We start from the raw sequence: 25,764 nt of genomic DNA on the forward strand, positions 1-25,764 counted from the left end.
AGCGCAGCGAAGCAATCCAGGGGCGCCCGGACCTCGGGCATGGCGCTGCCCCGGGTCACGTCGCTCCGCCCGTGATGACGGAGCGCGAATCAAGCGCCCCGGCGCAAAGCCAGCCCGGCCTCAGCCGTCCGACACCCGGAAGCGGTTGAGCAGCCCCTGGAGCTCGTCCTGGGTCTCGTACCGGATGCGGATCTCGCCCGAGGATTCGTCCTTCGGCCGGTACGAGACCGGGACGCCGAGCGCCCGGTGGATCCGCAATTCGAGATCCCGCACCGGGGCGGCGCGCTCCGCGGAGAGGCGCGGGCGGCCGGGGCGGGGCGCCTCGGTCGGCTCGGCTTCGGCGGACGCGATCGCCTCCACGTCCCGGACCGACAGGCCCTCCGCCACGACCCGGCGGGCCAGAGCCTCCGGATCCCGCACCGCGAGCAGCGCCCGCGCATGGCCGGCGGTCAGCTCGCCCTCGGTCACGCGCGCCTGCACGGTGGGCGGCAGATTGAGCAGGCGGAGGGTGTTGGCGAGGTGGCTCCGGCTCTTGCCGAGGATCTCGGCCAGCTCCTTCTGGGTGTATGAGAAGTCCTGCATCAGGCGCTCGTAGCCCGACGCCTCCTCGATCGGATTGAGGTCGCTGCGCTGGACGTTCTCCAGGATGGCGAATTCCAGCGAGGCGCGGTCGTCGATCTCGACCACCACCACCGGCACCTCGTCGAGCCCGGCCCTCTGGGCCGCCCGCCAGCGGCGCTCGCCGGCGACGATCTCGAACGTGCCGGGCACGTCACCGATCGGCCGCGCCACGATCGGCTGGATGATGCCGCGCTGGCCGATCGAGGTCGCCAGCTCGGACAGCTCCGTCTCGCTGAAGCTCCGGCGCGGGTTGCGCGGGTTCGGCCGCAGGAACTCCACCGCAACCTTGCGCTGCGCCTCCACCTTCGCGGCGGCGGCCTGCCCGGTATCGCCGAAATCACCGATCAGCGCCGCGAGCCCGCGCCCCAGTCGGGGTCTTGCCCCCTCCTCCGCCATGATCGCCACCCGTGTCACGCTCCACACATCCCCCCGGATCGGCGAGGGGCTCATCGGCGCCGCTCCGACCCTGTCGGTGGCGGCTCCTTGTTCGATGCGCCCTCCGGTGCCGAGCCGGCATCCGGTCCGCGGGGCGCCCGCGCGGTCAGATCAGGCCGCCGCCGGGACCCGGCCCTCGCGCTGGATCACCTCCGAGGCGAGGCGCAGATAGGCCTGGCTGCCGGCGCATTTCAGGTCGTACAGCAGGGCCGGCTTGCCGTGCGAGGGCGCTTCGGAGATGCGGACGTTCCGGGGGATCACGGTCTCGTAGACCTTGTCGCCCATGAAGCCGCGCACATCCGCCACGACCTGGGCGGAGAGGTTGTTGCGCGGGTCGAACATCGTCAGAACGATGCCCTGGATCGTCAGCTTCGGGTTGAGGGCGCCGCGCACCTGCTCGACCGTCCGCAGCAGCTGGCTGAGGCCTTCCAGGGCGAAGAACTCGCATTGCAGCGGCACCAGCACCGCGTCGGCCGCCGCCAGCGCGTTGATGGTCAGCAGGTTGAGCGAGGGCGGGCAATCGATCAGCACGTAGCTGATCTTCGACAGGCTCGGCGCCTGGGTCAGGCTCTTGAGCATCGAGCGCAGCCGGTGCGCCCGGTCGGGCAGGGTGGCCAGTTCCAGCTCCAGCCCCAGGAGATCCATGGTCGAGGGCGCGATCGACAGCCGCGGCACGGCGGTCGGCACCACCGCCTGCGCCAGCGAGGCCTCGCCGGCCATCACCTCGTAGGTCGAGACCCGCCGCTTGGCGCGGTCGATCCCGAGCCCCGTGGAGGCGTTGCCCTGGGGATCGAGATCGATCACCAGCACGTCCTCGCCGATCGCCGCCAGCGCGGTGCCGAGGTTGATCGCCGTGGTGGTCTTGCCGACGCCGCCCTTCTGGTTGGCGAGCGCCAGAACGCGCAGAGGGCGTCGCATGGATGAATCCATGGACCGGTCGGCGGACTCGCCGAGGATCGCTTCGCTCATCGGTGGCTCGGGGCGGCGAGGGCAGTGACGCGCACGATCCGGGCATCGGAATCGGTCCGGCTCGGCACGAGGTCGTTAACGACTCTCCACTGCGCGGCGGCCTGGGTCAATTCGGCTTGTACATCCCGGCCCTTCGGAAACAGACCGGTGGTGCCCGTTTTCAACAGCGGCTCCGTCCAGGCGAGGAGCTGTGCCAGGGGCGCCAGGGCCCGGGCGCAGACGATCTCGGTGCCCGCATAATCCTCGATCACCGACTCGATCCGGGCGTTGCGCACCCGGACGGGTGCGCCGGTGAGACGGGCGGTCTCGGTGAGGAAGGCGCATTTGCGCGCGTTGCTCTCGACGAGGCTGACCTCGATGCCGCGCTCGGCCCCGGCGATGGCCAGGATCAGCCCCGGGATGCCGGCCCCGGAGCCGAGATCGAGCCAGGTCCGGGCCTCCGGTGCGAGATCGAGGAGCTGCAGCGCATCGTCGATATGCCGGCGCCAGACCTCCGCCAGGGTGGCGGGGCCGACGAGGTTCTTGATCGGCTGCCAGCGGCGGAGCTGCGCGACGTAGAGGTCGAGCCGCTCGGCTGTTTCACGTGAAACACGGGAGCCGGCGAGGACGCGCGCGCGGTCTTGATCACTCATGCCGACAGACGGTCCGCGGCGGCGCGATCCGCGGTGACCCGGGCGCCGCGCCGGGCATGGGCGGCGAGCAGCGTCAGCGCGGCCGGGGTCACGCCCTCGATCCGCGCGGCCTGCCCGAGGGTCCCGGGTCGCACCGCCTCGAGCTTCACCCGCATCTCGTTGGACAGGCCGCTGATCGCCGCATAATCCAGCCCGGCCGGCAGGCGCACGGCCTCGTCCCGGCGGAAGGCCGCGATGTCGGCGTTCTGGCGGTCGAGATAGACCGCGTAGGTCGCGTCGGTCTTGAGCCGGTCGGCGATCCGCGGCGCGACCGAAGCCAGGTCTGGCCAGATCGCCGCAAGATCCGGCCACGCGATCTCCGGATAGGCGAGCAGCTGGAAGCCCGTCCGGCGGATGCCGTCGCGGTTCAGGCTGATCCCGTGGGCGGCCGCCTGGCTCGGCGTCAGGCTGACCGCGTCAAGCCGGGCCCGGGCCGCGTCGAGTCCCTGCTGCGACGCCGCGAAATGCGCAGCCCGGTGGCGGCCGACGCAGCCGAGCGACTCCCCGCGCGGCGTGAGCCGGGCATCGGCGTTGTCGACTCGCAGGGACAGCCGGTACTCGGAGCGCGACGTGAACATCCGGTACGGCTCGCTGACCCCGTGGGTGACGAGGTCGTCGATCATCACGCCGAGATAGGATTCTGCCCGGTCGAAGGTCGCGACCGCGAGTCCGCCCGCCAGCCGGGCGGCGTTGAGGCCGGCCACCAGCCCCTGGCCGGCCGCCTCCTCGTAGCCGGTTGTGCCGTTGATCTGGCCGGCCAGGAACAGGCCCGGCAGGCTTTTCACCTGCAGGCCGGTGTCGAGCTCGCGCGGGTCAACGTAATCGTACTCGATGGCGTAGCCCGGCCGCAGGATCGTGGCCCGCTCCAGGCCCGGAATCGCCCGGATGATCGCGTGCTGCACCTCTTCCGGAAGGGCCGTCGAGATGCCGTTCGGGTAGACGGTCGGGTCGTCGAGCCCCTCAGGCTCCAGGAAGATCTGGTGCCCCTCGCGGTCGCCGAAGCGCACGACCTTGTCCTCGATCGACGGGCAGTAGCGCGGCCCGCGGCTGGCGATGCCGCCGGAATACATCGGCGAGCGGTGCAGGTTGGCGCGGATCAGGTCGTGGACCGCCTGGCTCGTCCGGGTGATGCCGCAGCGGATCTGCGGATTGGTGATCCGCTCGGTCAGCGTCGAGAACGGCACCGGCTCGGCGTCGGCCTCCTGCATCTCCAGGCCGGCCCAGTCGATGGTCCGGCCATCGAGGCGCGGCGGCGTCCCGGTCTTCAGGCGTCCGAGGCGCAGGCCGAGGCGGTCCAGCGTCCGCGCGAGCCCGATCGCCGGCGCCTCGCCGACACGGCCCGCCGGGATCTGCCGCTCCCCGATATGGATCAGGCCGCGCAGGAAGGTGCCGGTGGTGAGAACCACGGCGGCGCAGGCCAGGGTCCGGCCATCCGCGAGGACGAGGCCGGCGATGCGGCCGCCCGCGTCGAGGACGAGATCCTCACAGGCCCCCGCGATCACCGTCAGGCCCGCAGTCTCGGCGATGGCCGCCTGCATGGCGGCCGCGTAGAGCTTCCGGTCGGCCTGGGTCCGGGGGCCGCGCACCGCCGGGCCCTTGCGGCGGTTGAGCAGGCGGAACTGGATGCCGGCGGCGTCCGCGACCCGGCCCATCAGCCCGTCCAGGGCATCGACCTCGCGCACGAGGTGGCCCTTGCCGAGGCCGCCGATGGCCGGGTTGCACGACATCGCCCCGATCGTCGCCGGGTCGTGGGTGACCAGGGCGGTGCGCGCGCCGCAGCGCGCCGCGACGGCGGCGGCCTCGACGCCGGCATGGCCGCCGCCGACGATCGCGACGTCGAACCGGTCGGGTGAGGGGGTGGGCATCGGGTGGCGCGCAGCCTTTCGCTGAGATCCCGCCGCATCATCCACACGGGGGAGGGCCCGCAGGTCGGGCCGGTCATGGCCGGTCTAAGCGCGCGCGGATGCGGCGGTCAACGCGTCCGGCGGTCCCGCGCCCCAGGATCCCGAACGCGCGTTCACGAGAGCAGGCTGCCCATCCCAGAAGCCAACCCGTCATTCCGGGATTGCGCAGCAGGGCCCGGAATCCAGAACCCCGCGGCGTTCCCGAAAGGGCTTCGAGAGCGCTTCTGGACTTTACGCCTCCGACTCCGAGTTCGCCTGCGGCGCCCTGGCATGACGGATTGCGTGTTGCACGAGACGGGGAAGCGCTGTGGTTGGTCAGCCCGTGTTCGAGGTCCTGCCGTCCGCTCGCCACGGGACACCCGATGGGCCCGAAACCGGCGGTTCTGGAATACGGCACGGCAGTATTCCGCGCCCGCGCGCCGTCCGCCTCTGTCCTGCCAAGACGCTATACTTCAGCCTGGCCGGTGAGGACTGTCCCGGCCGCCCTTGCCAGTGCATCCGGGCCGTGCAAATCTTGCCCGTCACGGAATCCTGAACGGACAACGGCGTCCGTCAGGCCCAGGCGGGGGATTGTTTCGCTGCGTCGCGGAGCGACGCGCGGTGAGGAGAAATCGAGATGTCGTCGCTGACAATCGGCCTGGGCGCCGTCTGTTGCGCGGCCGGCGCCGCCGCCCATTTCCTCGACAGCACCAAGCGCAAGGAGGGCCTGTTCGGCCTCGCGGGCTTCGCCCTGCTGCTGACCGGGATGTTCCTGACCCGCTCCTGAGACCGACAGCGGCCGGAGGCCGAGCCCCGGGCCGCTGCCATCGCCGGCCTCAGCCGGTCATCGCGGTGGCGGTGTAGCCCGCCTTGGTCAGGGCCTCGGCGACCATCAGGGCCTGCGCGTCGGTGCGGATCGCCACCTGCCCGGTCGCGCGATCGACCTGGACCTCGGCCGCGGGATCCAGGCGCTGGACCGTTCGGGTCACCGCCGCGGCGCAGCCGTCGCAGGTCATGCCCTCGACCCGCATCAGCAGATCCGTGTGCGTCGCGTCCATCGCGTTCTCCGAGAATCCAGGTCCCGCAATGTCGGGACCGGGCTCCCGCCGCGCAAGGCGGCTCAGAAGAGGGCCGGCATCCGGAACGCGTAGTCGATCCGCAGGCCGAACTGGTACTGATTCGGGTTGCCGAAAGGCCGGCGCACCAGCGGGCTGTCGCCCGACACGCCCAGGATGCGGGTGTAGCCGGCATAGGCCGTGTAGGCCCAGGTCTCGTTCGGCGTGTAGGTCACGGCGCCGAGGGCGCCCGCCGAGTAGAAGCTGTCCGGATCGTAGGGGGTGACGCGGCCGTTGAGCGCCGCCTCGGTCGGGGACACGCCGAAATACTTCCGGGCGAAGCTGGCATCGCCGATGTTGAAGCGCGGCCCGATCGAGAACAGGAATTTGTCGACCGGCATCAGATAATCGGCCGCCACCGAGCCGACCGTGCCGTGATGCCCGTAGATGCCCTGCCGGATCTCGGCCCGGGTGCGGATGAAGGAGACCGGGTAGAATTCCGCGAACACCCCCGGCTCGACCGCGAAGCGCGCGTCGCGGAAGCCGAACAGGTGGCGCCGGTCGTCGCCGTAGTAGCGGCCCGGCACGAAGCGGGCGGTCGGGCCGATCCGGAAGGTCTCGCTGTCGTAGAGGGACAGGCTGAAGCCGTCATCCGGCGTCGAGAAGCGGCGCGGCTCGCCGACCCGTCGGATGTCGATCGAGGGATAGCCCACCGCCGTGTAGTCGCTCGCGCCGGGATAGCGCGGCACGGCCTGGATCGAGCCGCTGACCGTCACGACCCAGGTGCTGGGATCGACCATCGTGAAGGTGGGCGCGGCGCGCGGCAGCACCGCGCCGAGATCGGCGGCCCGCGACGTTGCCGTGCCGCAGGCAGCGACAAGCGCGGCGCCGAGCAGGGCGCGGATTCGAGAGGAACGGGAGGAGACTGACGTCATGGTCACGCTTTATGGCGCCTTTTCATCCCCTCCGCATTCGCAAGCCGCGCAACCCTCCCCGGAACGCCTCGCAATCGGCTCGGCCGTGACGATTCAGCAACGTTCCAGTGGGCGCCGGCGTCACACCGCCCGGAATTCACACCCTGCGCGCCGCCGCAGCGCCTGCACGGCCTTGCCGCCCCGGCCGCGCGGCGCCAAAGATTCGGTGAGCGGTTCTCGCCCGGCGGGGCTTCGCCCGGGATCTCCCCCGGCGACCGGTGCGTGACCCTGGCGGGTGTAGAGACGATGGTCCCGGTCCTCGGCCGGTACGCGGGGCTGTTGACGGTCGGCCTGCTCGGGCTCGTCGTGTTCGGGCCGCTCGCCGTGTTCCTGCCGCTCTGGAGTGCCCTGACGCTCGGCGTCCTGGCCGCCGGGGTCGCGGGCCTCGCGCTGACCCGCATCGCGATCCTGAAGGGGCGCTGCGAGAAGCTGTCCGGCGAGGTCGACCTGCTGTCCCGCCGCCTGCTCAAGGTCGAGACGGCCGCCGCCACCGCGGCCGCGCAGCTGCGGCCCGAATCGGCCGAGGCGGCGCTCCGGGCGCAGATCGAGGAGCTCACCGTCGAATTCGGGCTCCTGAGCGGGATCGTCCGGGACCTCACCGGGGTGGTGAGCGCCCAGGATGCCGAGATCGCCCGCCTGAACGCCCGGCCGGCCGCGATACCGGATCTTCGAGCCGAGATCCGGGCCGAGCTGGCCGCGTCCGCACCGGAGCCGGTCCCGGCCGCCCTCGCATCCCGCCCGCAGGCCGTCGCGTCCGAGGCGCCGCCCGTCACGGCCGCCCGGCCGATCGTGCCGGCGCCGCCGGCGGCGCGGCCGATTTCGCAACCGCCGATTTCCCCACGACCGATCCCGCCCCGGCCGGCCCGGGAGCCCGAGGGCGAGGCCGAGATCATCCGGGCCTTCGAAGGGGAGGGGCTGGAGATCCATCTCCAGCCTGTCGTCACCCTGCCCCAGCGCAAGGTCGTGGCCTACGAGGCGCTGGCCCGGCTGCGGGTCGGCGGATCGTCGGCGGAGCCCGAAACGTTCCTGCCGGTGCTGGAGCGCCACGGGCGCACCACCGAGCTCGACCGCCGCATGCTGCAGCGGGCGGCCATCGTGACCCGCCACCTCGCCCGGCGGGGCAGCGAGACCATGCTGACCTACGGCCTGTCGCCACTGTCGCTGTTCGAGCCCGGCCTGCTGCGCGAGCTGGCCCGCATGGCCGCGGACGATCCCGCCCTGGCGGGTCTGATCATCGCCCTGCCGCAGGCCAGCTGGCGCGGCCTCGATGCCGGCCAGCGGAGCCTGCTGGCCCCCCTGCGCGGCCGGATCGGCTTCAGCCTCGACCGCCCGGACGATCTCCGCTTCGACGCGGCGGAGCTGGCCGCGCTCGGCATCGGACAGGTCAAGGTTCCGGTCGCGATGCTGCTGCACCCCGCCTCCGACCGGGACCGCCTCGCGGACCTCGCCGTCGAGGATACCGCGCCGGCCCTGGGCCGCGCGGGCATCCGGCTGGTCGCCACGGAGGTCGGCGACGAGGCGGATGTCCCCGACCTGATCGACCTCGACGTCCCGTTCGCGCAGGGCTCGGCCTTCGCCACCCCCCGGCCCGTCCGCGCCGAAGTGCTGGCGACGCCCGCCGACGCCCCGGTGCCGCCCACCGAGCCGGAACCGGAGCGGCGCTCCTTCCGGTCGGTCCTGCGCCGCGCCGTCTGAGGCGGTTTCCGTTCCACGGCTACGGTTGACGAGGCTCCCGTCATCCCGCGCGCAGCGGCGTGACCCAGGGCGGCGCGACCTCTCGGTGACCGGGGCGCGATTCCGGATGGCTTCGCTCCGCGCGCAAGGATGGCCGGGGCGGCCTCACCAGTAGATCTGCAGGCGCCCGATGACCGTATCGACGGAGAACGGCGCGGTGCCGAATGTGTCGGCCTGCGCCGCACCGGGCCGCACGCGGCCGTGGACGTAATTGGCGATGAGCCGGAGATTCGGTTCGGGGTACCAGCTCAGGCCGAGGGTCACGTCCCGCTCCATCCCGCCGCGCAGGCCCCGATCGTCGAGGTCGATGGCGCTGAAGCGGGCGGCCAGCTCGAACACGCCGATCCCGCCCCGGGAGACCCGCTGCCCCTCCGGGACGGCCACGCCCTTGAAGGTCGCGTAGGTGGTGCCGCCGTTCGGGGTGAGCGCGTAGCGGCGGCCCTCCCCGTTCAGCACCAGGGCCGCCTCGACATAGCCGCCCTGGAAGGCCCGCGCGGGCGGCGCTCCGCCGGGTCCCGCGAAGCGCTCGATCTCGGCCCGGATGTACTCCGCCTGGACCAGGAACGGGCCGTTGCGATAGGCGAATTCCGCGCCGAGCCGCGAGACGCGCGCCACGTCGGGCAGGTCGCCGGTATCGGCGAACGGTCGCGCGAACAGCGACGCCTCCGCCGGGGTCGAGAAGCTGAAATCGCCGTCGCTCCGGGACCGGCGGCGGACGATTCCGGCGAGGCCGAAATGCAGGGTCTCGCTCTCCGCCAGGATCGGCGCCACGGTGGCCCGCCCCGCGGCCGCGACCCCGTCCCCGCCGATGCCGTTGCTGGCGGCGTTGCCGAACACGCCGGCCACGGCGGTCCAGGCTTGGCCGTGATGCCCGACCGCGAAGCCGAAGCGGCGATCCGGCACGAAGGCGTTGGCCAGCGAGCGCTCGGTGAACAGGATGTCGTTGTTGCTCTGCAGCCATTCGAGGCTGAACGGCACCTTCATGTTGCCGAGGGTCAGGATCGTGTCCGGCAGCCCCTTCCAGGCCACGAAGGCATCGTTGATCGGCTGAAGCGGATCGCTGAAATCGTACTGGAAGGCGATCACCCAATCCTTGCCGATGGTCAGCGTCGGCTCGATCCAGGCCCGGCGCACGGCGAAATTGTCGGGGAAGGCCTCGGGCAGGCCGGGCCGGCTGAAGCCCGCCGCGCCGGCATCGAGGTGGAGCCGGCCGCCGATATTCAGGCTCACCGCGGGATCGGGAAATGTAAGGGTCAGCCCCTTCTCGTCGTAGCGCAGGCGCTCGCCGTAGGGGCCGGCCATGCCTTCGAACGCGTCGTCCCCAGCACTGGCCTGGGTCGCGCAGAGGAGGGAGGCGGCCAGGAAGGCCAGGGCGGGGCGCGGTCCGATCACGGGGCCAGCAGAGAGCAGGTCGGCACGGCAGCGCCAACAGCGTGGGATAACAAATGGTGAAAACCCCGGGAGCGTGACCCGGCGGCCACGACGCGGCTCCCAAACGCGCTCGCCCCGCGCCGCCTGGCTTCGGACCCCGCGGCGCATGTCGCCGGTGCCGTACGGCCCCTGCACCGGCCGGTGACCGGGGACGGCCCTCGGGTGCACCGATTTGCGTCGGTGGTTGATCGACCCGGTGCCAGACCAACCTCCGTGATGGAAACCGGCCGCGTTCGGAGCACCCTTGTCCGGCCTGCTCCGGACCTGCAGGCCTGGAAGGGGCGTGCCGATGTCTGCCGGGTCTCTTTCCCGCCGCCGCGTCCCGGCGGTCGAGGACGAATACGTCATCGCGGAGGCGTTGGAGGAGGCCTTGCGGCAGGCCGGGGCCACCGTGCTGGGGCCGGTCTCGTCCGTCGATGGCGCCCTCGCCCTGCTCCGAAGCGAGGCGGCACCTGAGGCGGCGATCCTCGGCGTGAACCTGTGCGGCGAGATGGTCTATCCGGTCGCGGACTGTCTGATCGCCCGCGGCGTGCCGTTCGTGTTCGCCACCGGCTACGATCAGACCGTCCTGCCCGAACGCTACGCGGCAGCTTGCCGGCTGGAGAAGCCGTTCGCGCCGCCCGAAATCCTTCGGGCACGCGGACGCCTGCTCGCGGGCGTAGCCGCGCCGGAGCCGGCCTAGACGGCCAGATTGTCGATCAGCCGGGTCCGGCCGAGGAAGGCGGCGGCGAGGACGCGCGCCGGGCCGTCGACCCGCTCGACCGGCGCCAGAGTCCGGGCGTCGCAGACGGCGAGGTACTGAACCCGGAAGCCCGCGACTTCCAGCGCGGCCCTGCCGGCGGCGATCCGGCCGGCCACCGGGGTGCCGTTGCGCGAGGCGGCCGCGATCTCGGTCAGCACCGCGTGGAGCCGGGGTGCGGTTGCCCGCTCCTCGGGCGAGAGGTAGCGGTTGCGCGACGACAGGGCGAGGCCGTCCGGCTCCCGCACGGTCGGCACGCCGCGGATCTCCACCGCGAGATCGAGATCGGCCACCGCCTGCTGGATCACCCGGAGCTGCTGGAAATCCTTCTCGCCGAACAGGGCGACGTCCGGCCGGACCTGGTTCAGCAGCTTGGTCACCACGGTGGCGACCCCGGCGAAATGACCCGGGCGGAACGGGCCGCACAGGCCTTCGGACAGCGCCCCGACCTCGATCCGCGTGGCGAAGCCCGGCGGGTACATGGTCGGCACGTCGGGCGTCCAGGCGGCATCCGCCCCCGCCCGACCGAGAAGGGCCAGATCGGTCTCCACGTCCCGCGGATAGCGGGCGAAATCCTCGTTGGGGCCGAACTGCGTCGGGTTGACGAAGATGCTCGCCACGATGCGCTGCCCGAGCCTCCTGGCCTCGGCCACCAGGGCGAGATGGCCCTCGTGCAGGGCGCCCATCGTGGGGACCAGGACGACGCGCTCGCCCGCCGCGCGCCACGCCGCCACGCAGCCGCGCAGGGCGGCGAGATCGCTGAAACGCTGCGGGGTCGACTCGGGCAAGGCACGGGCTCCGGGGGCAGTGCCGCCGGTCTAGAGCCGTTTCCGATCGCGTTGCAATCGGGAACGACGCAGCGGATCCTCCGCGCCGACGGACCCGTCAGGGACAATAGGGCAGGAGCGAGCGGCCGAAGGGATCATCGACGCCCAGCGGCGGCGTGAAGCCGTAATAGCTCGGATGCGACAGGCCGTATTCGGATCCGACATAGCTCGGATCGTCCGGGGCGTTGGTGGGCACCGGTGCCCGCCGGGGCGTGCAGCCCACCGGCACCGCCCGCGTCCGGATGGCGTAGACCGGCCGGCGATCGATCCCGTCGCTGCGCGGGAAGAAGCGCGGGCTGCCGCTCACCCCGGTTTCGGAGGCTCCGCGGACCTCGAGATCCGCCGCCGCGCCGGGACCACCGGTCAGCAGGGCGAGTGCGAGCACCGCCATCACCCCGCGCCCCACGTTCCGCATGCCGGTCCCACCTCTCAGGAAGCCGCACCGTGCGGGAACGGGGTAAACGCGCCCTTACCCGGCCCGGCTAGGCGAGCGGGACGACCCGGGCGTCCAGCACCGCCACGAGGTCGCCCTCGGTCAGGCGGATCTGAAGGCCGCGGCCGCCGCCATTGACGTGGATCTCGGCACCCGGATCGCCCAGGGAGCCGGCATCGATCGCCGTCGGAAAGCTCCGCTTCTGGCCGAGCGGGCTGATCCCGCCGACATGATAGCCGGTCAGGCGCTCGGCATCGGCCGGTTTCAGCATCGCGGCGGCCTTGCCCGAGAAGGCGGCCGCGACGCGCTTCATCGCGACCTCCCTGTCGGAGGCGACCAGCAGGCAGACCGGGCGTCCATCCACCGCCGCCATCAGGGTCTTCAGCACGCGGCCGGGATCGACGCCCAGCGCCTCCGCGGCCTGAAGGCCGATGCGCGGGGCATCCGGATCGTAGGCGTAGGTGTGGACGCTGTAGCGGAACCCGGCCTTGTCGAGGACCTGCGTCGCCCGTGTGATCTTGCTGGGCGCCTTCGCGGCGGTCTTCGCGGCGGTCTTGGCCATGGTCTGTCCGGTCTCAGGCACCGGCCGCCCGCGCGGCGACGAGCCGGCCGATCTCGGCGAAGGCCGCCTCGCAGGCCGCCGCGGGGGCCGCCGAACCGGTGAGGTACACGGTCGCGATCACCGGCGCACGCCCCGGCGGCCGCAGGATCGCCACGTCGTTCACGGTGCCGTTGTCGCCGCTGCCGGTCTTGTCGCCGACCGTCCATTGGTCCGGGAGTCCGGCGCGGAGCCGCTTGAAGCCGGTCTGACAACCGACCATCCAGTCCTCCAGCCTTGCACGCCTGGGCGGCGACAGCGCCGACTCGAGCAGGATCCGCCCGAGGGTCGCCCGCATGGCCTCCGGGGTGGTGGTGTCGCGCGGATCGTCGCGGATCGCGGTGTTCAGGGTCGGTTCGGTGCGGTCGAGCCGGGTGAGGGGATCGCCGAGGCTGCGCAGCCACGCGGTCAGCCCCTCCGGGCCGCCGAGGCTCGCGAGCAGCAGGTTCGCGGCGGTGTTGTCGCTCCATTCGAGGGCGGCCGCACAGAGTTCGGCGACCGTCAGGCGGCCGCCGCCGGATTCCAGGGCCTTCCGGGTGACCGGCGCGTAGCTCAGCAGGTCGTCCGGTCCGTAGGCGATGCTCCGCTCCAGCGTCTCGGACCCGGAATCGACCCGGGCCAGAACCGCCGCGACGGCCAGGACCTTGAACGTGCTGCACAGGGGGAAGCGCTCCCCGGCGCGATGGCCGATCAGGACGCGCCCGGCCGAGGCCGCCGCGATTCCGAGGCGCCCGCCGAGCCGGCGCTCGATCGCCACGAGTTCGGGCTCGGTTCCGGCCAGCGCCGGCCGAAGCAGAGGGATTGCGGGGGCCGCCAGCAGGCCGCGGCCGATGCTGCGACGGGTCCAGAGCCTCATGGCGATCCCCGATTCGACGTGCCGTCCATTTCCCCTGGCCCAGCACGATGGCGGCAGGATGGTATAGGACCGGGTGCGTGTTTCACGTGAAATCCCGTCCCGACAGCCCGGCGGCCGCTGGGCCCCACCCGTATCGAAGACCATGACCGACACCGACACGCTCTTTGCCCCCGCCACCGGCTTCGGCCGTTCCGCGGTGGCGGTGCTCCGCCTCAGCGGCCCGGCCGCGCGGGACGCTGTGCTGGCCCTGGCGGGGACACTGCCGCCGCCGCGACGGCTGTCGCTCCGGACGCTCCGCGATCCTGCCTGCGGGATGGAGCTCGACCGGGCCCTGGTCGCTTGGTTTCCGGGACCGGGCACCTATACCGGCGAGGACATGGCCGAGCTGCATCTGCATGGCGGACCGGCGGTGCGCATGGGCGTGCTCGCGGCGCTCGCGGCCATTCCGGGTTGCCGGGCCGCGGGACCGGGAGCCTTCACCCGCCGCGCCGTGCTGAATGGCCGGATGGATCTCGCCGAGGCCGAGGCGGTCGCCGACCTGATCGACGCGGAGACCGACGCACAGCGCCGTCAGGCGCTGCGCCAGCTCGACGGCGAACTTAGCCGGCAGGTTGCGGCCTGGCGCGCCGAGGCGATCGATTGCCTGGCCGCCGCGGAGGCGGCCCTGGACTTCGCCGACGAGGGCGATGTGGACGATGCAGGCCTCGACGCCGCCCTGTTCGGCCGGGCCGCCGCCCTGCGCGACGCCATCGCGACGGCCCTGCGCGACGGCCGCAGGGGCGAGCGATTGCGCGACGGCTTCACCGTGGTTCTGGCCGGCGCACCGAATGCCGGCAAATCCACGCTGCTGAATGCCCTCAGCCGGCGCGAGGCCGCGATCGTCTCGGACCTGCCGGGGACCACCCGGGATGCGATCGAGGTCCGGCTCGATCTCGGCGGCCTGCCGGTCCTGCTGGTCGATACCGCGGGCCTGCGCGACACCGCCGAGCCCGTGGAGGCCGAGGGCATCGCCCGCACCCGCGCGCGGATCGCGGGCGCCGATCTGGTGCTGCTGCTCGTGCCGCCCGACGGGACCACACCGGACCTCGACACAGTGGCGGTTCCAGCCGTAACGGTTCTGACGAAAGCCGATCTATTTGCCGGCTCACTTCATGCGGGACTTGCCGTCTCGGCACGGACCGGCGCGGGTCTCGAGGCGCTGCTCGACGCCATCCAGGTAGCGGCGGAAACCGGGCTCGGCGCCGGCGACGCGCTGATCACCCGAGCGCGTCACCGGGCGGCGCTGGAGGCCTGCGTGGCCCATCTCGACCGGCTGCAGGCCAGCACCGGCACCCTGCCGGAACTCGCCGCGGAGGACCTGCGGCTTGCCGTCCGGGCGCTCGGCGAGGTCGGCGGCCATGTCGGTGTCGAGGATGTGCTCGACCGATTGTTTGCCGGCTTCTGTATTGGGAAGTGACGACCGGATCGCGGTGCGCCCGGGTTCGGGACGCGGGTCGGATGGGCATCCCTAGCGGGGGATCCGCAGCACGCGCGGCCGCCAGATTCCGAGCGCCACGTTCGCGGTGGCGACGGCGAGCAGCACCCAGAGCGTGCCGCGTTCGCCCGGGAGCGAGACCGCCAGCACGGCGGGATCGAGCGTGCCGGCGAGCGCCTGTGCGCTCTGCTCGGCCTCCCGCTTCATCGGACCCTGCACGTAGACGAGGCCGCCCTCGAACATCAGGACCCCGGTGGCGAGCTTCAACCACGCCCAGCCGGCATTCAGATAGGCCCGGTTCAGCGCCATCGCGAGCAGGCCCGACATCAGCGTCACGGCCAGGGCCGGCAGGAAGATCCAGGTGGCGACCGCGCCCATCGCACCCCGGATCGTCGCGTATCCTTGCAGAGCCGCCGGCGCGGGCGCGAGGCTCAGCAGGACGACCAGCGCGGCCATCGCGCCGAGCAATCCGGCCGATCCCATCGTGTGCAGGAATTTCAGGAGGCGTCGCACGGCGTCGTCCCAGGGCCGTTTCGGGGCAGCCTAACCCGTGTCGGCCGGCGCGGTAAGCGGAGCGGCCGTCGCAGGGCCGAAATGGCCGTCGTTGCGAGCGGAGCGGAGCAATCCAGCGACGCGCTCGCTCCCGAGAAGTCCCGCTACCCTGGGTCGCTTCGCCGCGCTCGCGATGACGCCGCCCCTCAGCTCCGCAGGCCCGGCGCCTCCTGGCCGGTGCGGGCGACATACTCGGTATAGCCGCCGCCATACTGGTGGATGCCGTCCGGGGTCACCTCCAGCACCCGGTTCGACAGGGCCGCCAGGAAGTGCCGGTCGTGGGACACGAACAGCATCGTCCCCTCGTAATTGGCCAGCGCCTCGATCAGCATCTCCTTGGTGCCCATATCGAGATGGTTGGTCGGCTCATCGAGCACCAGGAAGTTCGGCGGGTCGTAGAGCATCAGGGCCATGACCAGCCGGGCCTTCTCGCCGCCCGAGAGCACCCGGCAGCGCTTCTCGACATCGTCGCCCGAGAAGCCGAAGCAGCCGGCGAGCGCCCGCAGCGAGCCCTGGCCGGCCTGCGGGAAGGCTTCCTCCAGGGTCTGGAACACGGTGCGGTCACCGTCGAGCAGGTCCATGGCGTGCTGGGCGAAGTAGCCGAGCTTGACGCTGCCCCCGATCGTGACCGCGCCGTCGTCGGGCGCGGTGGTGCCGGTCACGAGCTTGAGCAGCGTCGACTTGCCGGCGCCGTTGATGCCCATCACGCACCAGCGCTCGCGGCGGCGCACCGAGAAGTCGAGGCCCTCGTAGATCGTGCGGCTGCCGTAGCGCTTGTGCACGCCCTTGAGCATCACGACGTCGTCGCCCGAGCGCGGCGCCGGCTGGAACTCGAAGGCCACCGATTGCCGCCGCCGGGGCGGCTCGACGCGCTCGATCTTGTCGAGCTTCTTCACCCGGCTCTGCACCTGGGCGGCGTGGGAGGCCCGGGCCTTGAAGCGCTCGATGAAGGCGATCTCCTTGGCGAGCATCGCCTGCTGGCGCTCGAACTGCGCCTGCTGCTGCGCCTCGTTGAGCTTCCGCTGGCCCTCGTAGAAGGCATAATCGCCCGAGTAGGTGGTGAGCGCGCCGCCGTCGATCTCGATCACCTTGGTGACGATGCGGTTCATGAACTCGCGGTCGTGCGAGGTCATCAGCAGGGCGCCGTCATAGCCCTTCAGGAACGATTCGAGCCAGATCAGGCTCTCGAGGTCGAGGTGGTTCGACGGCTCGTCGAGGAGCATCACGTCCGGGCGCATCAGCAGGATGCGGGCGAGCGCCACGCGCATCTTCCAGCCCCCCGACAGGGCGCCGACGTCGCCGTCCATCATCGCCTGGCTGAAGCTGAGGCCGTCGAGCACCTCGCGGGCCCGGCCCTCCAGGGCGTAGCCGTCGAGCTCCTCGAACCGGGCCTGGACCTCGCCGTAGCGCTCGATCAGGGCGTCCATCTCGTCGGCCCGGTCCGGGTCGGCGAGCGCCGCGCCGAGCGCGGCGAGCTCGGCCGCGACCGTGCTCACCGGGCCGGCCCCGTCCATCACCTCGGTGACGACGCTGCGGCCCGACATCTCGCCGACATCCTGGCTGAAATAGCCGATCGTGATGCCCCGGTCGGCGGCGACCTGCCCCTCGTCGGGCTCCTCCTGGCCGATGATCATCCGGAACAGGGTGGTCTTGCCGGCGCCGTTCGGGCCGACGAGCCCGACCTTCTCGCCGCGCTGCAGCGCGGCCGAGGCCTCGATGAAGACGAGCTGGCGCCCGTTCTGCTTGGTGATTTTGTCCAGGCGTATCATGGAGAGCGGGCGCGGTGTCCGGGAGGAATCTCCTGGGGCGCTTACGGCATGGATCGAGACGGCGCAAAGACGGGATCGGCTTCGCGGGACGGGCCTGCGCTGCATGCAGGCACGATGCGGGTGCAGCCCGGGAGCCGAAGCCAGGCTCGGCCGTTACCCCGCGCAACACGAGGAACGCGATGCTGTTCGGTTGGTGGAAGACGGGGATGGACATGGCCATGCTCGGCCTGGAGGCGCAGGGCGTGATCGCCCAGCGGATGGCGATGTTCGCCCTCGGCGGCCCGGCCGCACAGGCCGAGGCGCAGCTGATGGTGACCGAGAAGATGCTGGCTGCCGGCGAGGCCGCCGTGATGCTGGCCACGGGCGCCTCGAACGGCAAGGTGATCCGCAGCTACCGGCGGAAGGTCCAGGCCAATGCGAGGCGGCTGAGCCGGGGATGAGGGACGCACGCGCTCCCGCAGGTCTGCAGCTCTGCTGAGCACCATCTGACGGAAAGCGGCACATCGCCCTCCCCCGCCGAGGGGGGAGGGCGCGCATCGGGTGCCTCAGTTGTTCGCCGTCCGGAACGTGTCGCAGGCCTTGGTCTGGCCGCTCTTGTAGCCGGCTGTAAACCAGCGCTGGCGCTGGGCCGAGGAGCCGTGGGTGAAGGAATCCGGCACCACGTAGCCCCGGGAGCGCTGCTGCAGCGCGTCGTCGCCGATCTGTGCGGCGGCGTTCAGGGCCTCGTCGATGTCGCCCTGGTCGAGCTCGGCGTATTTGTCGTTGGAGTTCTTGGCCCAGACGCCGGCGAGGCAATCGGCCATCAGCTCGATGCGCACCGAGAGGGCATTCGCCTCGGTCTTGCTCGAGGCCTGCTGCTGGCGGGCCTGGACCTTGCCGAGGATGCCGAGCACGTCCTGGACGTGGTGGCCGACCTCGTGGGCGATGACATACGCGTAGGCGAAGTCGCCCTTCACGCCGAACTTCGAGGCCATCTCCTTGAAGAAGCCCGTGTCCAGATAGACCTTCTTGTCGAGCGGGCAGTAGAACGGGCCCATCGCGGCCTGCGCCGAGCCGCAGCCTGAGCGGGTGCCGCCGGTATAGAGCACCAGCGTCGTCGGCGTGTATTGCTTGCCGGTCTGCTGCGGCAGGATCTGGCTCCACACATCCTCGGTGTTGCCCAGGATTTTCGACGCGAACCGACCGCTCTCGTCGGTCGGGGCCTGACGGCGCTTGGCCTGGGCCTGGGGGTCGGCCGGCTGCTCCTGCTGGGCGCGCCCGCCGCCGATCCGCTCGGCACCGCCGATCAGGATCGCCGGGTTGATGCCGGTGAAGTAGCTGACGATCAGCAGCACCACGATCGTGCCGATGCCGAGCCCGCCGGCACCGCCGCCGGGGAAGCCCATGCCGCCGCCGCCGCCACCCTCGCCCCGACGGTCCTCGACATTGTCGGAGCTGCGTAGATCTTCCCAGCGCATGGTTGGGTCCCGCCATCGATGCTGCGCCGGCCGCCTCGGGCAGCCCGCGGCTGTCTGCACGTCGCTTGGCCCGCCCGGTGGCGGACCACCGGCGGGAACGAAGCTCTAATGGCGGGAGGGGAGACCCGGTTCCGCCAGCCCGGTCAAGCGCGCGGTCACGCTTTCCCGTCGAGCAGCGCGCGCAGGGCGCGGAAATCCCGCCACGCCAAGCGCTTCTGCACCGGCTGGCGCAGCAGGAAGGCCGGGTGGAGGGTCGCCAGCAGCTTCGCCTCGCGGTTCGGCAATTTGTACGGGAACAGGCGGCCGCGGGTCCGCAGGATGCCGTCCTTGGTGCCGGTCAGCGTCTGGGTCGCGGGCGCGCCGAGGCAGACGATGATCTCCGGATCGACCAGCTCGATCTGGCGCTCCACGAAGGGCCGGCACACCGCCACCTCCTGGGGCGTCGGGTTGCGGTTGCCCGGGGGCCGCCAGGGCACGATGTTGCCGATATAGGCGCTGGTCCGGTCCAGACCGATTGCCTTCATCATCTTGTCGAGGAGCTGGCCCGAGCGGCCCATGAACGGCTTGCCGATCCGGTCCTCGTCGGCGCCGGGCGCCTCGCCCAAGAACATCACCCGCGCCTCCGGATTGCCGTCGGCGAAGACGAGGTTCTTGGCGGTGAAGCGCAGCGGGCAGGCGTCGAAATCGGCCAGGATCGTCTCAAGCTCGTCGAGCGTCCTGGCCTCCCGCGCCCGGGCGCGGGCGTCGCTCGCGGCCTCGTCGGGCTGGGCGCTGGCGGCACGGCCGAAGGTGCGCGACGGCGCGGCCGATCCGGGGGGTGGCGATCCGGGGGGGGGAACGAGCGTATTGGCGACCGTGCCGGCCGGCGGCTCGGCGGCCCGAGGCGCCGCGCGGCGGGGGGCGCGCAGGGTCGGGGCCGGCGTGTCGGCCTCGCCGAAGCGATCGTGCGGCTGCTCGTCGAGCACCGCGTCGGCCCCGGCCTCCACGTGGAAGTCGAGATAGGCGATCAGGTCGGCTTGCGCGTCGGAGGGGCTCGGCATGGAAGAGACTATCTGGGATCCGCGGAGCCTGTGGACAACGCGCGAAACCCTCCGCGCGGGCAAGGTCTTGCGTGACCGAACAGCGCGCTGCCGGCAGCCCCGGGGACGGATCGTCCCATCCACCCCTTCATCCTGAGGTGCCGGAGCGCAGCGAAGGCCGCGAAGGCGGGGGAGGGCTCGATCACACCATTAGCCTGCCGTGCGGCAAAGGGAACTTTGCCATAACCCTGGGCGTCGGCAACTTGCCTTTCTAGCTTGGAATCGCTTGAGACGGCATCAGGAAGGCCGGCCCGGCGACGAACCGGGCGCGGGAACAAAAAAAGGAACCCGAGGATGGCGCTGCCCGAACGCGAGAGCATGGATTTCGACGTGGTCGTGGTGGGCGCCGGCCCGGCCGGGCTTTCCACCGCGATCCGCCTGAAGCAGCGCGCCGCCGAGATCGGCGAGGAGATCTCCGTCGTCGTCGTCGAGAAGGGCTCGGAGGTCGGCGCCCACATCCTGTCCGGAGCGGTGATCGACCCGAGCGGCCTCGACCGGCTGCTGCCGGACTGGCGCAGCGATCCGGAGCGGCCGCTGAAGACCGAGGTTCAGCGCGACGAGTTCATGCTGCTCACCAAGAACAGCGGCGTCACCCTGCCGAACCTGTTCTTCCCCAGGCTCATGTCGAACCACGGCAACTTCGTCGGCTCGCTGTCGAACGTCTGCAAGTATCTCGGGGCCCAGGCCGAGGCGCTCGGGGTCGAGATCTATCCGGGCTTCCCGGCCTCCGAGGTGCTGTTCGACGGGAACGGCGCCGTGGCGGGCATCGCCACCGGCGATCTCGGCATCGGCCGGTCGGGCGAGCCGCGCGAGGACTATACCCGCGGCATGGAATTGCGCGCCAAGTACACGGTGTTCGGCGAGGGCGCCCGGGGCAACCTGACCAAGGGCCTGATCCAGCGCTTCGAACTCAACCGGCACAGCGACGTGTTCAAGTACGGGCTCGGCGTGAAGGAGCTGTGGCAGCTCGCGCCCGGCAAGTTCGAGCCGGGGCTGGTGCGCCACACGATGGGCTGGCCGCTGCCCAACAAGGCCGGCGGCGGTTCCTGGCTCTACCACTTCGACGACCACCTGCTCTCGGTCGGCTTCGTCACGCACCTGAACTACGAGAACCCGACCCTGTCGCCGTTCGAGGAGTTCCAGCGGTTCAAGACCCACCCGATGATCGCCGAGACCTTCGAGGGCGCCAAGCGCATCGGCTACGGCGCCCGCGCCATCATGGAGGGCGGCTGGCAATCGGTGCCGAAGCTGGTCTTCCCCGGCGGCTGCCTGGTCGGCTGCTCGGCGGGCTTCGTGAACGTGCCGCGGATCAAGGGCTCGCACAACGCGGTGCTGTCCGGCATGCAGGCGGCCGACGCCATCGCCGATGCCCTGAAGGCGGGTCGTGCCGGCGACGAGCTCACCGCCTACGAGGCCGGCTGGCGCGACAGCCCGATCGGGCAGGACCTGAAGGCGGTGCGCAACGTCAAGCCGCTCTGGTCGAAGTACGGCACGCTGGTCGGCGTCGGGCTCGGCGGCATCGACATGTGGGCGACGAGCCTGCTGGGCGCCTCGCCGTTCGGCACGCTGTCCCACGGCAAGCCCGACCACGCCTGCCTCAAGCCGCTCTCGGAGGTGACGCCGATCGTCTACCCGAAGCCCGACGGCAAGCTGACCTTCGACCGGCTCTCCTCGGTCTACCTGTCGAACACCAACCACGAGGAGGACCAGCCGCCCCACCTCAAGGTCCGCGACCTGGAGCTGCAGAAGCGCTCCGAGCACGACGTCTATGGCGGGCCCTCGGGCCGCTACTGCCCGGCGGGCGTCTACGAGTGGGTGGCGGACGCGTCCGCCAGCGACGGCGTGCGCTACCAGATCAACGCGCAGAACTGCGTCCACTGCAAGACGTGCGACATCAAGGATCCGAACCAGAACATCGACTGGGTGACGCCGGAGGGACCGGGCGGTCCGAACTACCCGAACATGTGAGGGGCGCTCTCGGCCGAGGCGCCGAGGCGCCCCGCCCTCGCGCGCGCAGCGGAGCCATCCAGCGGCGCCACGCTTTTTTGCGGCGGCGCCGCCCTGGCTCGCTGCGCTGCGCTCGCGACGACGGGAACGCGGACGACGCGCTCGGCCCCTCCGCGCCATCCTTTCGCCTTGCGGGGCTGGCGGGATGGGTTCAGTGTCCCCAACGTTTTTTCGGGGACGCCCCGCCATTCTCGCGCCCGGCCCTCTTGCGAGCCGGCGCCCAGGAGCCGCGATCGGTTCATGATGACATCTCGCGCCCGCCGGAGCGTTTCGGCGCTTGCCCTGCTGCTCGCCGCCGGGCTTCCGCAGACCGGGCTCGCCGCGCAGCCGAAGGAATCGACCCCGGTGCTCGACTTCGAGCCCGCGGATTCGCTCGAGGGCAACTTCCTCTCCGCCTACATCGCGGGCGCGTCCCGCGACACGGCGGCGGCGGCGACCTTCTACCGCGAGGCGGTCAAGGCCGACCCGCGCAACGCCGAGCTGGTCGAGCGCGCCTTCATCTCGCTCTTGGCCGACGGCGCCCTGCCGGACGCGTTCCGCGCCGCCGAGAAGCTGATCGCCCGCGATCCGACCAACGGGCTGGCCAACCTCTCCCTCGGGGTGCGCCAGATCAAGGCCGGCCAATGGGCCGCCGCCCGTCAGAATTTTTCACGCAGCGGCCGGGGCGCCGCCACCGATTTGACCGCGACGCTGCTCACCGCCTGGTCGTATGCCGGTGCGGGCGACGGCAAGAAGGCGCTGGAGACGGTCAACAAGCTCCGCGGCGAGCGCTACTACAACACCTTCCGCGACTACCATGCCGGCCTGATCGCGGCGGTGACCGGCGACAATGCCGAGGCCGAGCGCCGGCTGAAGGCGGCCTACGAGGCCGACCGCAACACCCTGCGCATCGTCGATGCCTACGCGCGGATGGAGGCGAGCCTGGGCCGCACCGATCTGGCGATCCAGGCCTATTCCGATTTCGACCAGCTCTCGCCCCGCCATCCGCTGGTGCGCGACGCCCTCGACAAGCTCAAGGCCGGCAAGCCGCTGACCCGCCTGGTCGCCACCGCCCAGGAGGGCGCCGCCGAGGTTCTGTACGGGCTGGGCTCCGCGGGCTCGACGCAAGGGGACGAGCTGCCCGCCGTGATCTACCTGCGGCTGGCGCTCTACCTCGCCCCCGACCATGCGCTCGCCCGGCTGACGCTGGCCGACACCCTCGACCGGATGAAGCAGCCCGAGCGCGCCAACGAGGCCTACGCGCAGATTCCCGCCACGTCCCCGCTCAAGCTCAACGGCGACATCCAGATCGGCCAGAACCTGGAGCAGATGGGCAAGGGCGACGAGGCGCTCGAGCATCTCGACGCCACCATGAAGGCGCATCCGGACGACATCGACGTGATCACCGCGCTCGGCAACGTCCAGCGCGCGCGCAAGAAGTACGAGGAGGCGGCGGCGACCTATAGCCGGGCCATCGACCTGATCGGCGACCGGCCGCAATCCAATTACTGGACGACCTACTACTTCCGCGGCACCGCCTACGAGCGCGCCAAGCAATGGCCGAAGGCCGAGGCCGACCTGAAGAAGGCCCTGTCCCTGGTGCCGGCCAGCCAGCCGGCCGCCAAGGCGCAGGTGATGAACTACCTGGGCTATTCCTGGGTCGACCAGAACACCAACATCGACGAGGCGTTCAAGCTGCTGCAGCAGGCCGCCGACGCGAGCCCCCGCGACGGCATGATCGTCGACAGCCTCGGCTGGGCCTATTTCCGCCTCGGCCGCTGGGACGACGCGGTGCGCGAACTGGAGAAGGCGGTCGAGCTGAAGCCCGGCGATCCGACCATCAACGACCATCTGGGCGACGCCTACTGGCGCGCGGGCCGGCGGCTGGAAGGCAAGTTCCAGTGGCAGCATGCCAAGGACCTGAACCCCGAGCCGGACGACCTCGCGCAGATCAACGCGAAGCTGAAGGACGGCCTGCCCGACATCGAGAAGCCGACCGCCACCGCCGAGACCGTGCCGGCCCCGGTGGCCGCCCCGCACAACGCCGAGAACCCGGAGCTGCCGAAGGGCGCGCCGCAGCCGCACGAGGCGCCCGGCGCCGCCGACAAGGCCAGGAAGTCGGGGGGCTGAAGGGGTCCCAGGCCTCTCCTGCCCCTTGCCGCTAGGGGTTGGACACCGTGCCATGTTCGTCTTCGGTACGGGGAGACGGCGACCGCTTCCCCCCGTCATTCCGGGGCCGCGCAGCGAAGCCCGGAATGACGGCGTGGATCTCCGGCCTGAGACCGTCAACACGGAGATGAATCGTCTAAACCCTGTCGCCTTGAGCCCTCGTGGAACGGCGAGACCGGGGCGGATGGGGGCCACCACCCTTTCCGGATCGACAAGAGTATTTTGTCGGCCACCTCATAAAAATCGACGCGCATTTCCGAACGGTTTGACGCACAGTGCGCAGCCGTTCGCGGGCGGCTGCCCGCACGACCGGTCACCCGCACGGCAACAGCCGGCGGTCGGGCGCCGAGCCCGCAATCCAGGGAGGGAACGCCCATGCCGTCAGACATCGAGATCGCCCGCGCCGCGACCCTGAAGCCGATCGCGCAGGTCGCCGAGCGACTCGGCATCCCGGATGACGCGCTCCACAATTACGGCAAGCACATCGCCAAGATCGACCACGGCTACATCGCCGGGCTGGAGAGCCGGAAGCCCGGCAAGCTCGTGCTGGTCACCGCGATCTCCCCGACCCCGGCCGGCGAGGGCAAGACCACCACCACGGTGGGCCTGGGCGACGCCCTGAACCGCATCGGCGAGAAGACCATGATCTGCCTGCGCGAGCCCTCGCTCGGGCCGTGCTTCGGCATGAAGGGGGGTGCGGCCGGCGGCGGCAAGGCGCAGGTCGTGCCGATGGAGCAGATCAACCTGCACTTCACCGGCGACTTCCACGCCATCACGTCGGCCCACAGCCTCGCGGCCGCGCTGATCGACAACCACGTCTACTGGGCGAACGAGCTCAACATCGACGTCCGCCGCATCCACTGGCGCCGGGTCGTCGACATGAACGACCGGGCTTTGCGCCAGATCACCCAGTCGCTCGGCGGCGTCGCCAACGGCTTCCCCCGCGAGGACGGGTTCGACATCACGGTGGCCTCCGAGGTGATGGCGGTGTTCTGCCTCGCGCGTGACCTCGCCGACCTGGAGGAGCGCCTCGGCCGGATCGTCATCGCCGAGACCCGCGACCGCAAGCTCGTCACCCTCAAGGACGTGAAGGCGACCGGCGCCATGACGGTGCTGCTCAAGGACGCCCTGCAGCCGAACCTCGTGCAGACGCTCGAGGGCAACCCGGCGCTGATCCATGGCGGCCCCTTCGCCAACATCGCCCATGGCTGCAACTCGGTGATCGCCACAAGGGCCGGCCTGCGGCTCGCCGACTACACGGTGACGGAGGCCGGCTTCGGCGCCGATCTCGGCGCCGAGAAGTTCTTGGACATCAAGTGCCGGCAGGCGGGCCTGACCCCGTCGGCGGTCGTGGTCGTGGCGACGATCCGCGCCCTCAAGATGCACGGCGGCGTCGACAAGAAGAGCCTGGGCGGCGAGAACATCGACGCCCTGGAGAAGGGGTTCGCCAACCTCGCCCGGCACGTCACCAACCTGCGCGGCTTCGGCCTGCCGGTGGTGGTCGGCGTCAACCACTTCCACGCCGACACCGACGCCGAGCACGCCAAGCTGAAAGAGCTGTGCCGCGAGCGCCTCGACGTCGAGGCGATCACCTGCCGCCACTGGGCCGAGGGCGGCGCCGGGGCCGAGGAGCTCGCCCGCGCGGTGGTGAAGCTCAGCCAGGCCGAGCCGGCGCCGATCCGCCACGCCTACGAGACCGAGAGCCGGCTCACCGACAAGATCCGGGCGATCGCCACCAAGCTCTACGGCGCCGCCGACATCCAGATCGAGACGAAGGCCCAGGCCAAGCTCGCCACCTTCGAGAAGGACGGCTACGGCCACCTGCCGATCTGCATGGCCAAGACGCAGTACTCGTTCTCCACCGACCCGACCCTGATGGGCGCCCCCGAGGGCCACATCGTCGGCGTGCGCGACGTCCGGCTCTCGGCCGGCGCGGGCTTCGTGGTGGCGATCTGCGGGGAGATCATGACCATGCCGGGCCTGCCCCGGGTGCCGGCCGCCGACACGATCCGCCTTGACGCCAACGGGCAGATCGACGGGCTGTTCTGAGGG

The 25,764-nt window shown here is 71.3% G+C and carries 23 protein-coding genes; 8 read left to right on the plus strand and 15 right to left on the minus strand.

Going from position 1 to position 25,764, the window contains the following annotated elements; all coding sequences use genetic code 11:
• Positions 1-120: 120 nt before the first annotated feature.
• The 4 genes from JOE48_RS15280 to mnmG all read right to left on the minus strand — a co-directional run bounded on the left by JOE48_RS15280 (position 121) and on the right by mnmG (position 4,561).
• Positions 121-1,017: a ParB/RepB/Spo0J family partition protein gene (locus JOE48_RS15280; protein ID WP_210035807.1), complete on the minus strand. Its 897-nt coding sequence runs from the start codon at positions 1,015-1,017 to the stop codon at positions 121-123.
• Between the two features lie 150 nt (positions 1,018-1,167).
• Positions 1,168-2,025 carry a ParA family protein gene (locus tag JOE48_RS15285; protein ID WP_280921321.1) on the minus strand — a complete coding sequence of 286 codons (858 nt, stop codon included), beginning with the start codon at positions 2,023-2,025 and terminating at the stop codon, positions 1,168-1,170.
• A complete protein-coding gene (gene rsmG, locus JOE48_RS15290) occupies positions 2,022-2,657 on the minus strand; it encodes a 16S rRNA (guanine(527)-N(7))-methyltransferase RsmG (RefSeq protein ID WP_210031086.1) in 636 nt (211 codons plus the stop codon). The genes JOE48_RS15285 and rsmG overlap by 4 nt, the downstream gene beginning before the upstream one ends.
• A complete protein-coding gene (gene mnmG, locus JOE48_RS15295; protein ID WP_210031087.1) occupies positions 2,654-4,561 on the minus strand; it encodes a tRNA uridine-5-carboxymethylaminomethyl(34) synthesis enzyme MnmG in 1,908 nt (635 codons plus the stop codon). Before mnmG ends, rsmG begins: the two co-directional genes overlap by 4 nt.
• A 655-nt stretch (positions 4,562-5,216) precedes the next feature.
• On the opposite strand from mnmG, the gene JOE48_RS15300 reads away from it, so the two are divergent.
• The gene (locus JOE48_RS15300) at positions 5,217-5,366 is read left to right on the plus strand and encodes a hypothetical protein (RefSeq protein WP_192710413.1); all 150 of its coding nucleotides are present in this window, start codon (positions 5,217-5,219) and stop codon (positions 5,364-5,366) included.
• 49 nt (positions 5,367-5,415) lie between these two features.
• On the opposite strand, the gene JOE48_RS15305 is transcribed toward JOE48_RS15300, so the two are convergent.
• Both JOE48_RS15305 and JOE48_RS15310 read right to left on the minus strand, forming a co-directional pair.
• On the minus strand, positions 5,416-5,637 hold the full coding sequence (locus tag JOE48_RS15305; protein WP_210031089.1) for a heavy-metal-associated domain-containing protein: 222 nt from the start codon (positions 5,635-5,637) through the stop codon (positions 5,416-5,418).
• 62 nt (positions 5,638-5,699) lie between these two features.
• Positions 5,700-6,575, minus strand: coding sequence for a MipA/OmpV family protein (locus tag JOE48_RS15310; protein ID WP_312893233.1), 876 nt, complete (start codon positions 6,573-6,575; stop codon positions 5,700-5,702).
• A gap of 279 nt (positions 6,576-6,854) precedes the next feature.
• On the opposite strand from JOE48_RS15310, the gene JOE48_RS15315 reads away from it, so the two are divergent.
• A complete protein-coding gene (locus JOE48_RS15315) occupies positions 6,855-8,303 on the plus strand; it encodes an EAL domain-containing protein (protein WP_210035808.1) in 1,449 nt (482 codons plus the stop codon).
• Positions 8,304-8,447: 144 nt separating this feature from the next.
• Here the strand turns inward: JOE48_RS15315 and JOE48_RS15320 are convergent, their stop codons facing one another.
• Positions 8,448-9,734: an OprO/OprP family phosphate-selective porin gene (locus JOE48_RS15320; protein ID WP_210031091.1), complete on the minus strand. Its 1,287-nt coding sequence runs from the start codon at positions 9,732-9,734 to the stop codon at positions 8,448-8,450.
• Positions 9,735-10,062: 328 nt separating this feature from the next.
• Here JOE48_RS15320 and JOE48_RS15325 point away from each other — a divergent pair, with 328 nt between their 5' ends.
• Positions 10,063-10,455, plus strand: a complete 393-nt coding sequence (locus JOE48_RS15325) for a response regulator (RefSeq protein WP_210031092.1) — start codon at positions 10,063-10,065, stop codon at positions 10,453-10,455.
• Here JOE48_RS15325 and panC read toward each other — a convergent pair.
• From panC to bla, 4 genes are all read right to left on the minus strand, one after another.
• Positions 10,452-11,300 (minus strand): pantoate--beta-alanine ligase, encoded by an 849-nt coding sequence (gene panC / locus JOE48_RS15330; RefSeq protein WP_210031093.1) that lies wholly within the window; start codon positions 11,298-11,300, stop codon positions 10,452-10,454. The genes JOE48_RS15325 and panC overlap by 4 nt on opposite strands.
• Positions 11,301-11,397: 97 nt before the next feature.
• On the minus strand, positions 11,398-11,754 hold the full coding sequence (locus JOE48_RS15335; RefSeq protein ID WP_210031094.1) for a hypothetical protein: 357 nt from the start codon (positions 11,752-11,754) through the stop codon (positions 11,398-11,400).
• Between the two features lie 67 nt (positions 11,755-11,821).
• Positions 11,822-12,334 (minus strand): YbaK/EbsC family protein, encoded by a 513-nt coding sequence (locus JOE48_RS15340; RefSeq protein ID WP_210031096.1) that lies wholly within the window; start codon positions 12,332-12,334, stop codon positions 11,822-11,824.
• A gap of 13 nt (positions 12,335-12,347) precedes the next feature.
• On the minus strand, positions 12,348-13,226 hold the full coding sequence (bla, locus tag JOE48_RS15345; RefSeq protein ID WP_210031098.1) for a class A beta-lactamase: 879 nt from the start codon (positions 13,224-13,226) through the stop codon (positions 12,348-12,350).
• A gap of 142 nt (positions 13,227-13,368) precedes the next feature.
• Between bla and mnmE the strand changes: the two genes are divergently transcribed.
• Entirely contained in the window at positions 13,369-14,682 is a 1,314-nt protein-coding gene (gene mnmE, locus JOE48_RS15350; protein WP_210031099.1) for a tRNA uridine-5-carboxymethylaminomethyl(34) synthesis GTPase MnmE, read from the plus strand.
• A 51-nt stretch (positions 14,683-14,733) separates the two neighbouring features.
• Here mnmE and JOE48_RS15355 read toward each other — a convergent pair whose 3' ends face one another.
• Both JOE48_RS15355 and JOE48_RS15360 read right to left on the minus strand, forming a co-directional pair.
• The gene (locus tag JOE48_RS15355) at positions 14,734-15,213 is read right to left on the minus strand and encodes a hypothetical protein (protein WP_210031100.1); all 480 of its coding nucleotides are present in this window, start codon (positions 15,211-15,213) and stop codon (positions 14,734-14,736) included.
• 185 nt (positions 15,214-15,398) lie between these two features.
• Positions 15,399-17,021, minus strand: coding sequence for an ABC-F family ATP-binding cassette domain-containing protein (locus JOE48_RS15360; protein WP_210031101.1), 1,623 nt, complete (start codon positions 17,019-17,021; stop codon positions 15,399-15,401).
• Positions 17,022-17,200: 179 nt separating this feature from the next.
• Here JOE48_RS15360 and JOE48_RS15365 point away from each other — a divergent pair, with 179 nt between their 5' ends.
• The gene (locus JOE48_RS15365; RefSeq protein WP_210031102.1) at positions 17,201-17,461 is read left to right on the plus strand and encodes a hypothetical protein; all 261 of its coding nucleotides are present in this window, start codon (positions 17,201-17,203) and stop codon (positions 17,459-17,461) included.
• A 105-nt stretch (positions 17,462-17,566) separates the two neighbouring features.
• Here the strand turns inward: JOE48_RS15365 and JOE48_RS15370 are convergent, their stop codons facing one another.
• On the minus strand, positions 17,567-18,478 hold the full coding sequence (locus tag JOE48_RS15370) for a neutral zinc metallopeptidase (RefSeq protein ID WP_210031105.1): 912 nt from the start codon (positions 18,476-18,478) through the stop codon (positions 17,567-17,569).
• A 155-nt stretch (positions 18,479-18,633) separates the two neighbouring features.
• A complete protein-coding gene (locus JOE48_RS15375) occupies positions 18,634-19,518 on the minus strand; it encodes a uracil-DNA glycosylase family protein (RefSeq protein ID WP_210031106.1) in 885 nt (294 codons plus the stop codon).
• Between the two features lie 333 nt (positions 19,519-19,851).
• On the opposite strand from JOE48_RS15375, the gene JOE48_RS15380 reads away from it, so the two are divergent.
• The 3 genes from JOE48_RS15380 to JOE48_RS15390 all read left to right on the plus strand — a co-directional run bounded on the left by JOE48_RS15380 (position 19,852) and on the right by JOE48_RS15390 (position 25,761).
• Positions 19,852-21,525 (plus strand): electron transfer flavoprotein-ubiquinone oxidoreductase, encoded by a 1,674-nt coding sequence (locus JOE48_RS15380; protein WP_210031109.1) that lies wholly within the window; start codon positions 19,852-19,854, stop codon positions 21,523-21,525.
• Between the two features lie 279 nt (positions 21,526-21,804).
• Positions 21,805-23,673, plus strand: coding sequence for a tetratricopeptide repeat protein (locus JOE48_RS15385; protein ID WP_210031114.1), 1,869 nt, complete (start codon positions 21,805-21,807; stop codon positions 23,671-23,673).
• A 414-nt stretch (positions 23,674-24,087) separates the two neighbouring features.
• The gene (locus JOE48_RS15390; RefSeq protein WP_210031116.1) at positions 24,088-25,761 is read left to right on the plus strand and encodes a formate--tetrahydrofolate ligase; all 1,674 of its coding nucleotides are present in this window, start codon (positions 24,088-24,090) and stop codon (positions 25,759-25,761) included.
• Positions 25,762-25,764 lie beyond the last annotated feature (3 nt).

Source organism: Methylobacterium sp. PvR107 (genome assembly GCF_017833295.1).
In the GTDB taxonomy this organism is placed as follows: domain Bacteria; phylum Pseudomonadota; class Alphaproteobacteria; order Rhizobiales; family Beijerinckiaceae; genus Methylobacterium.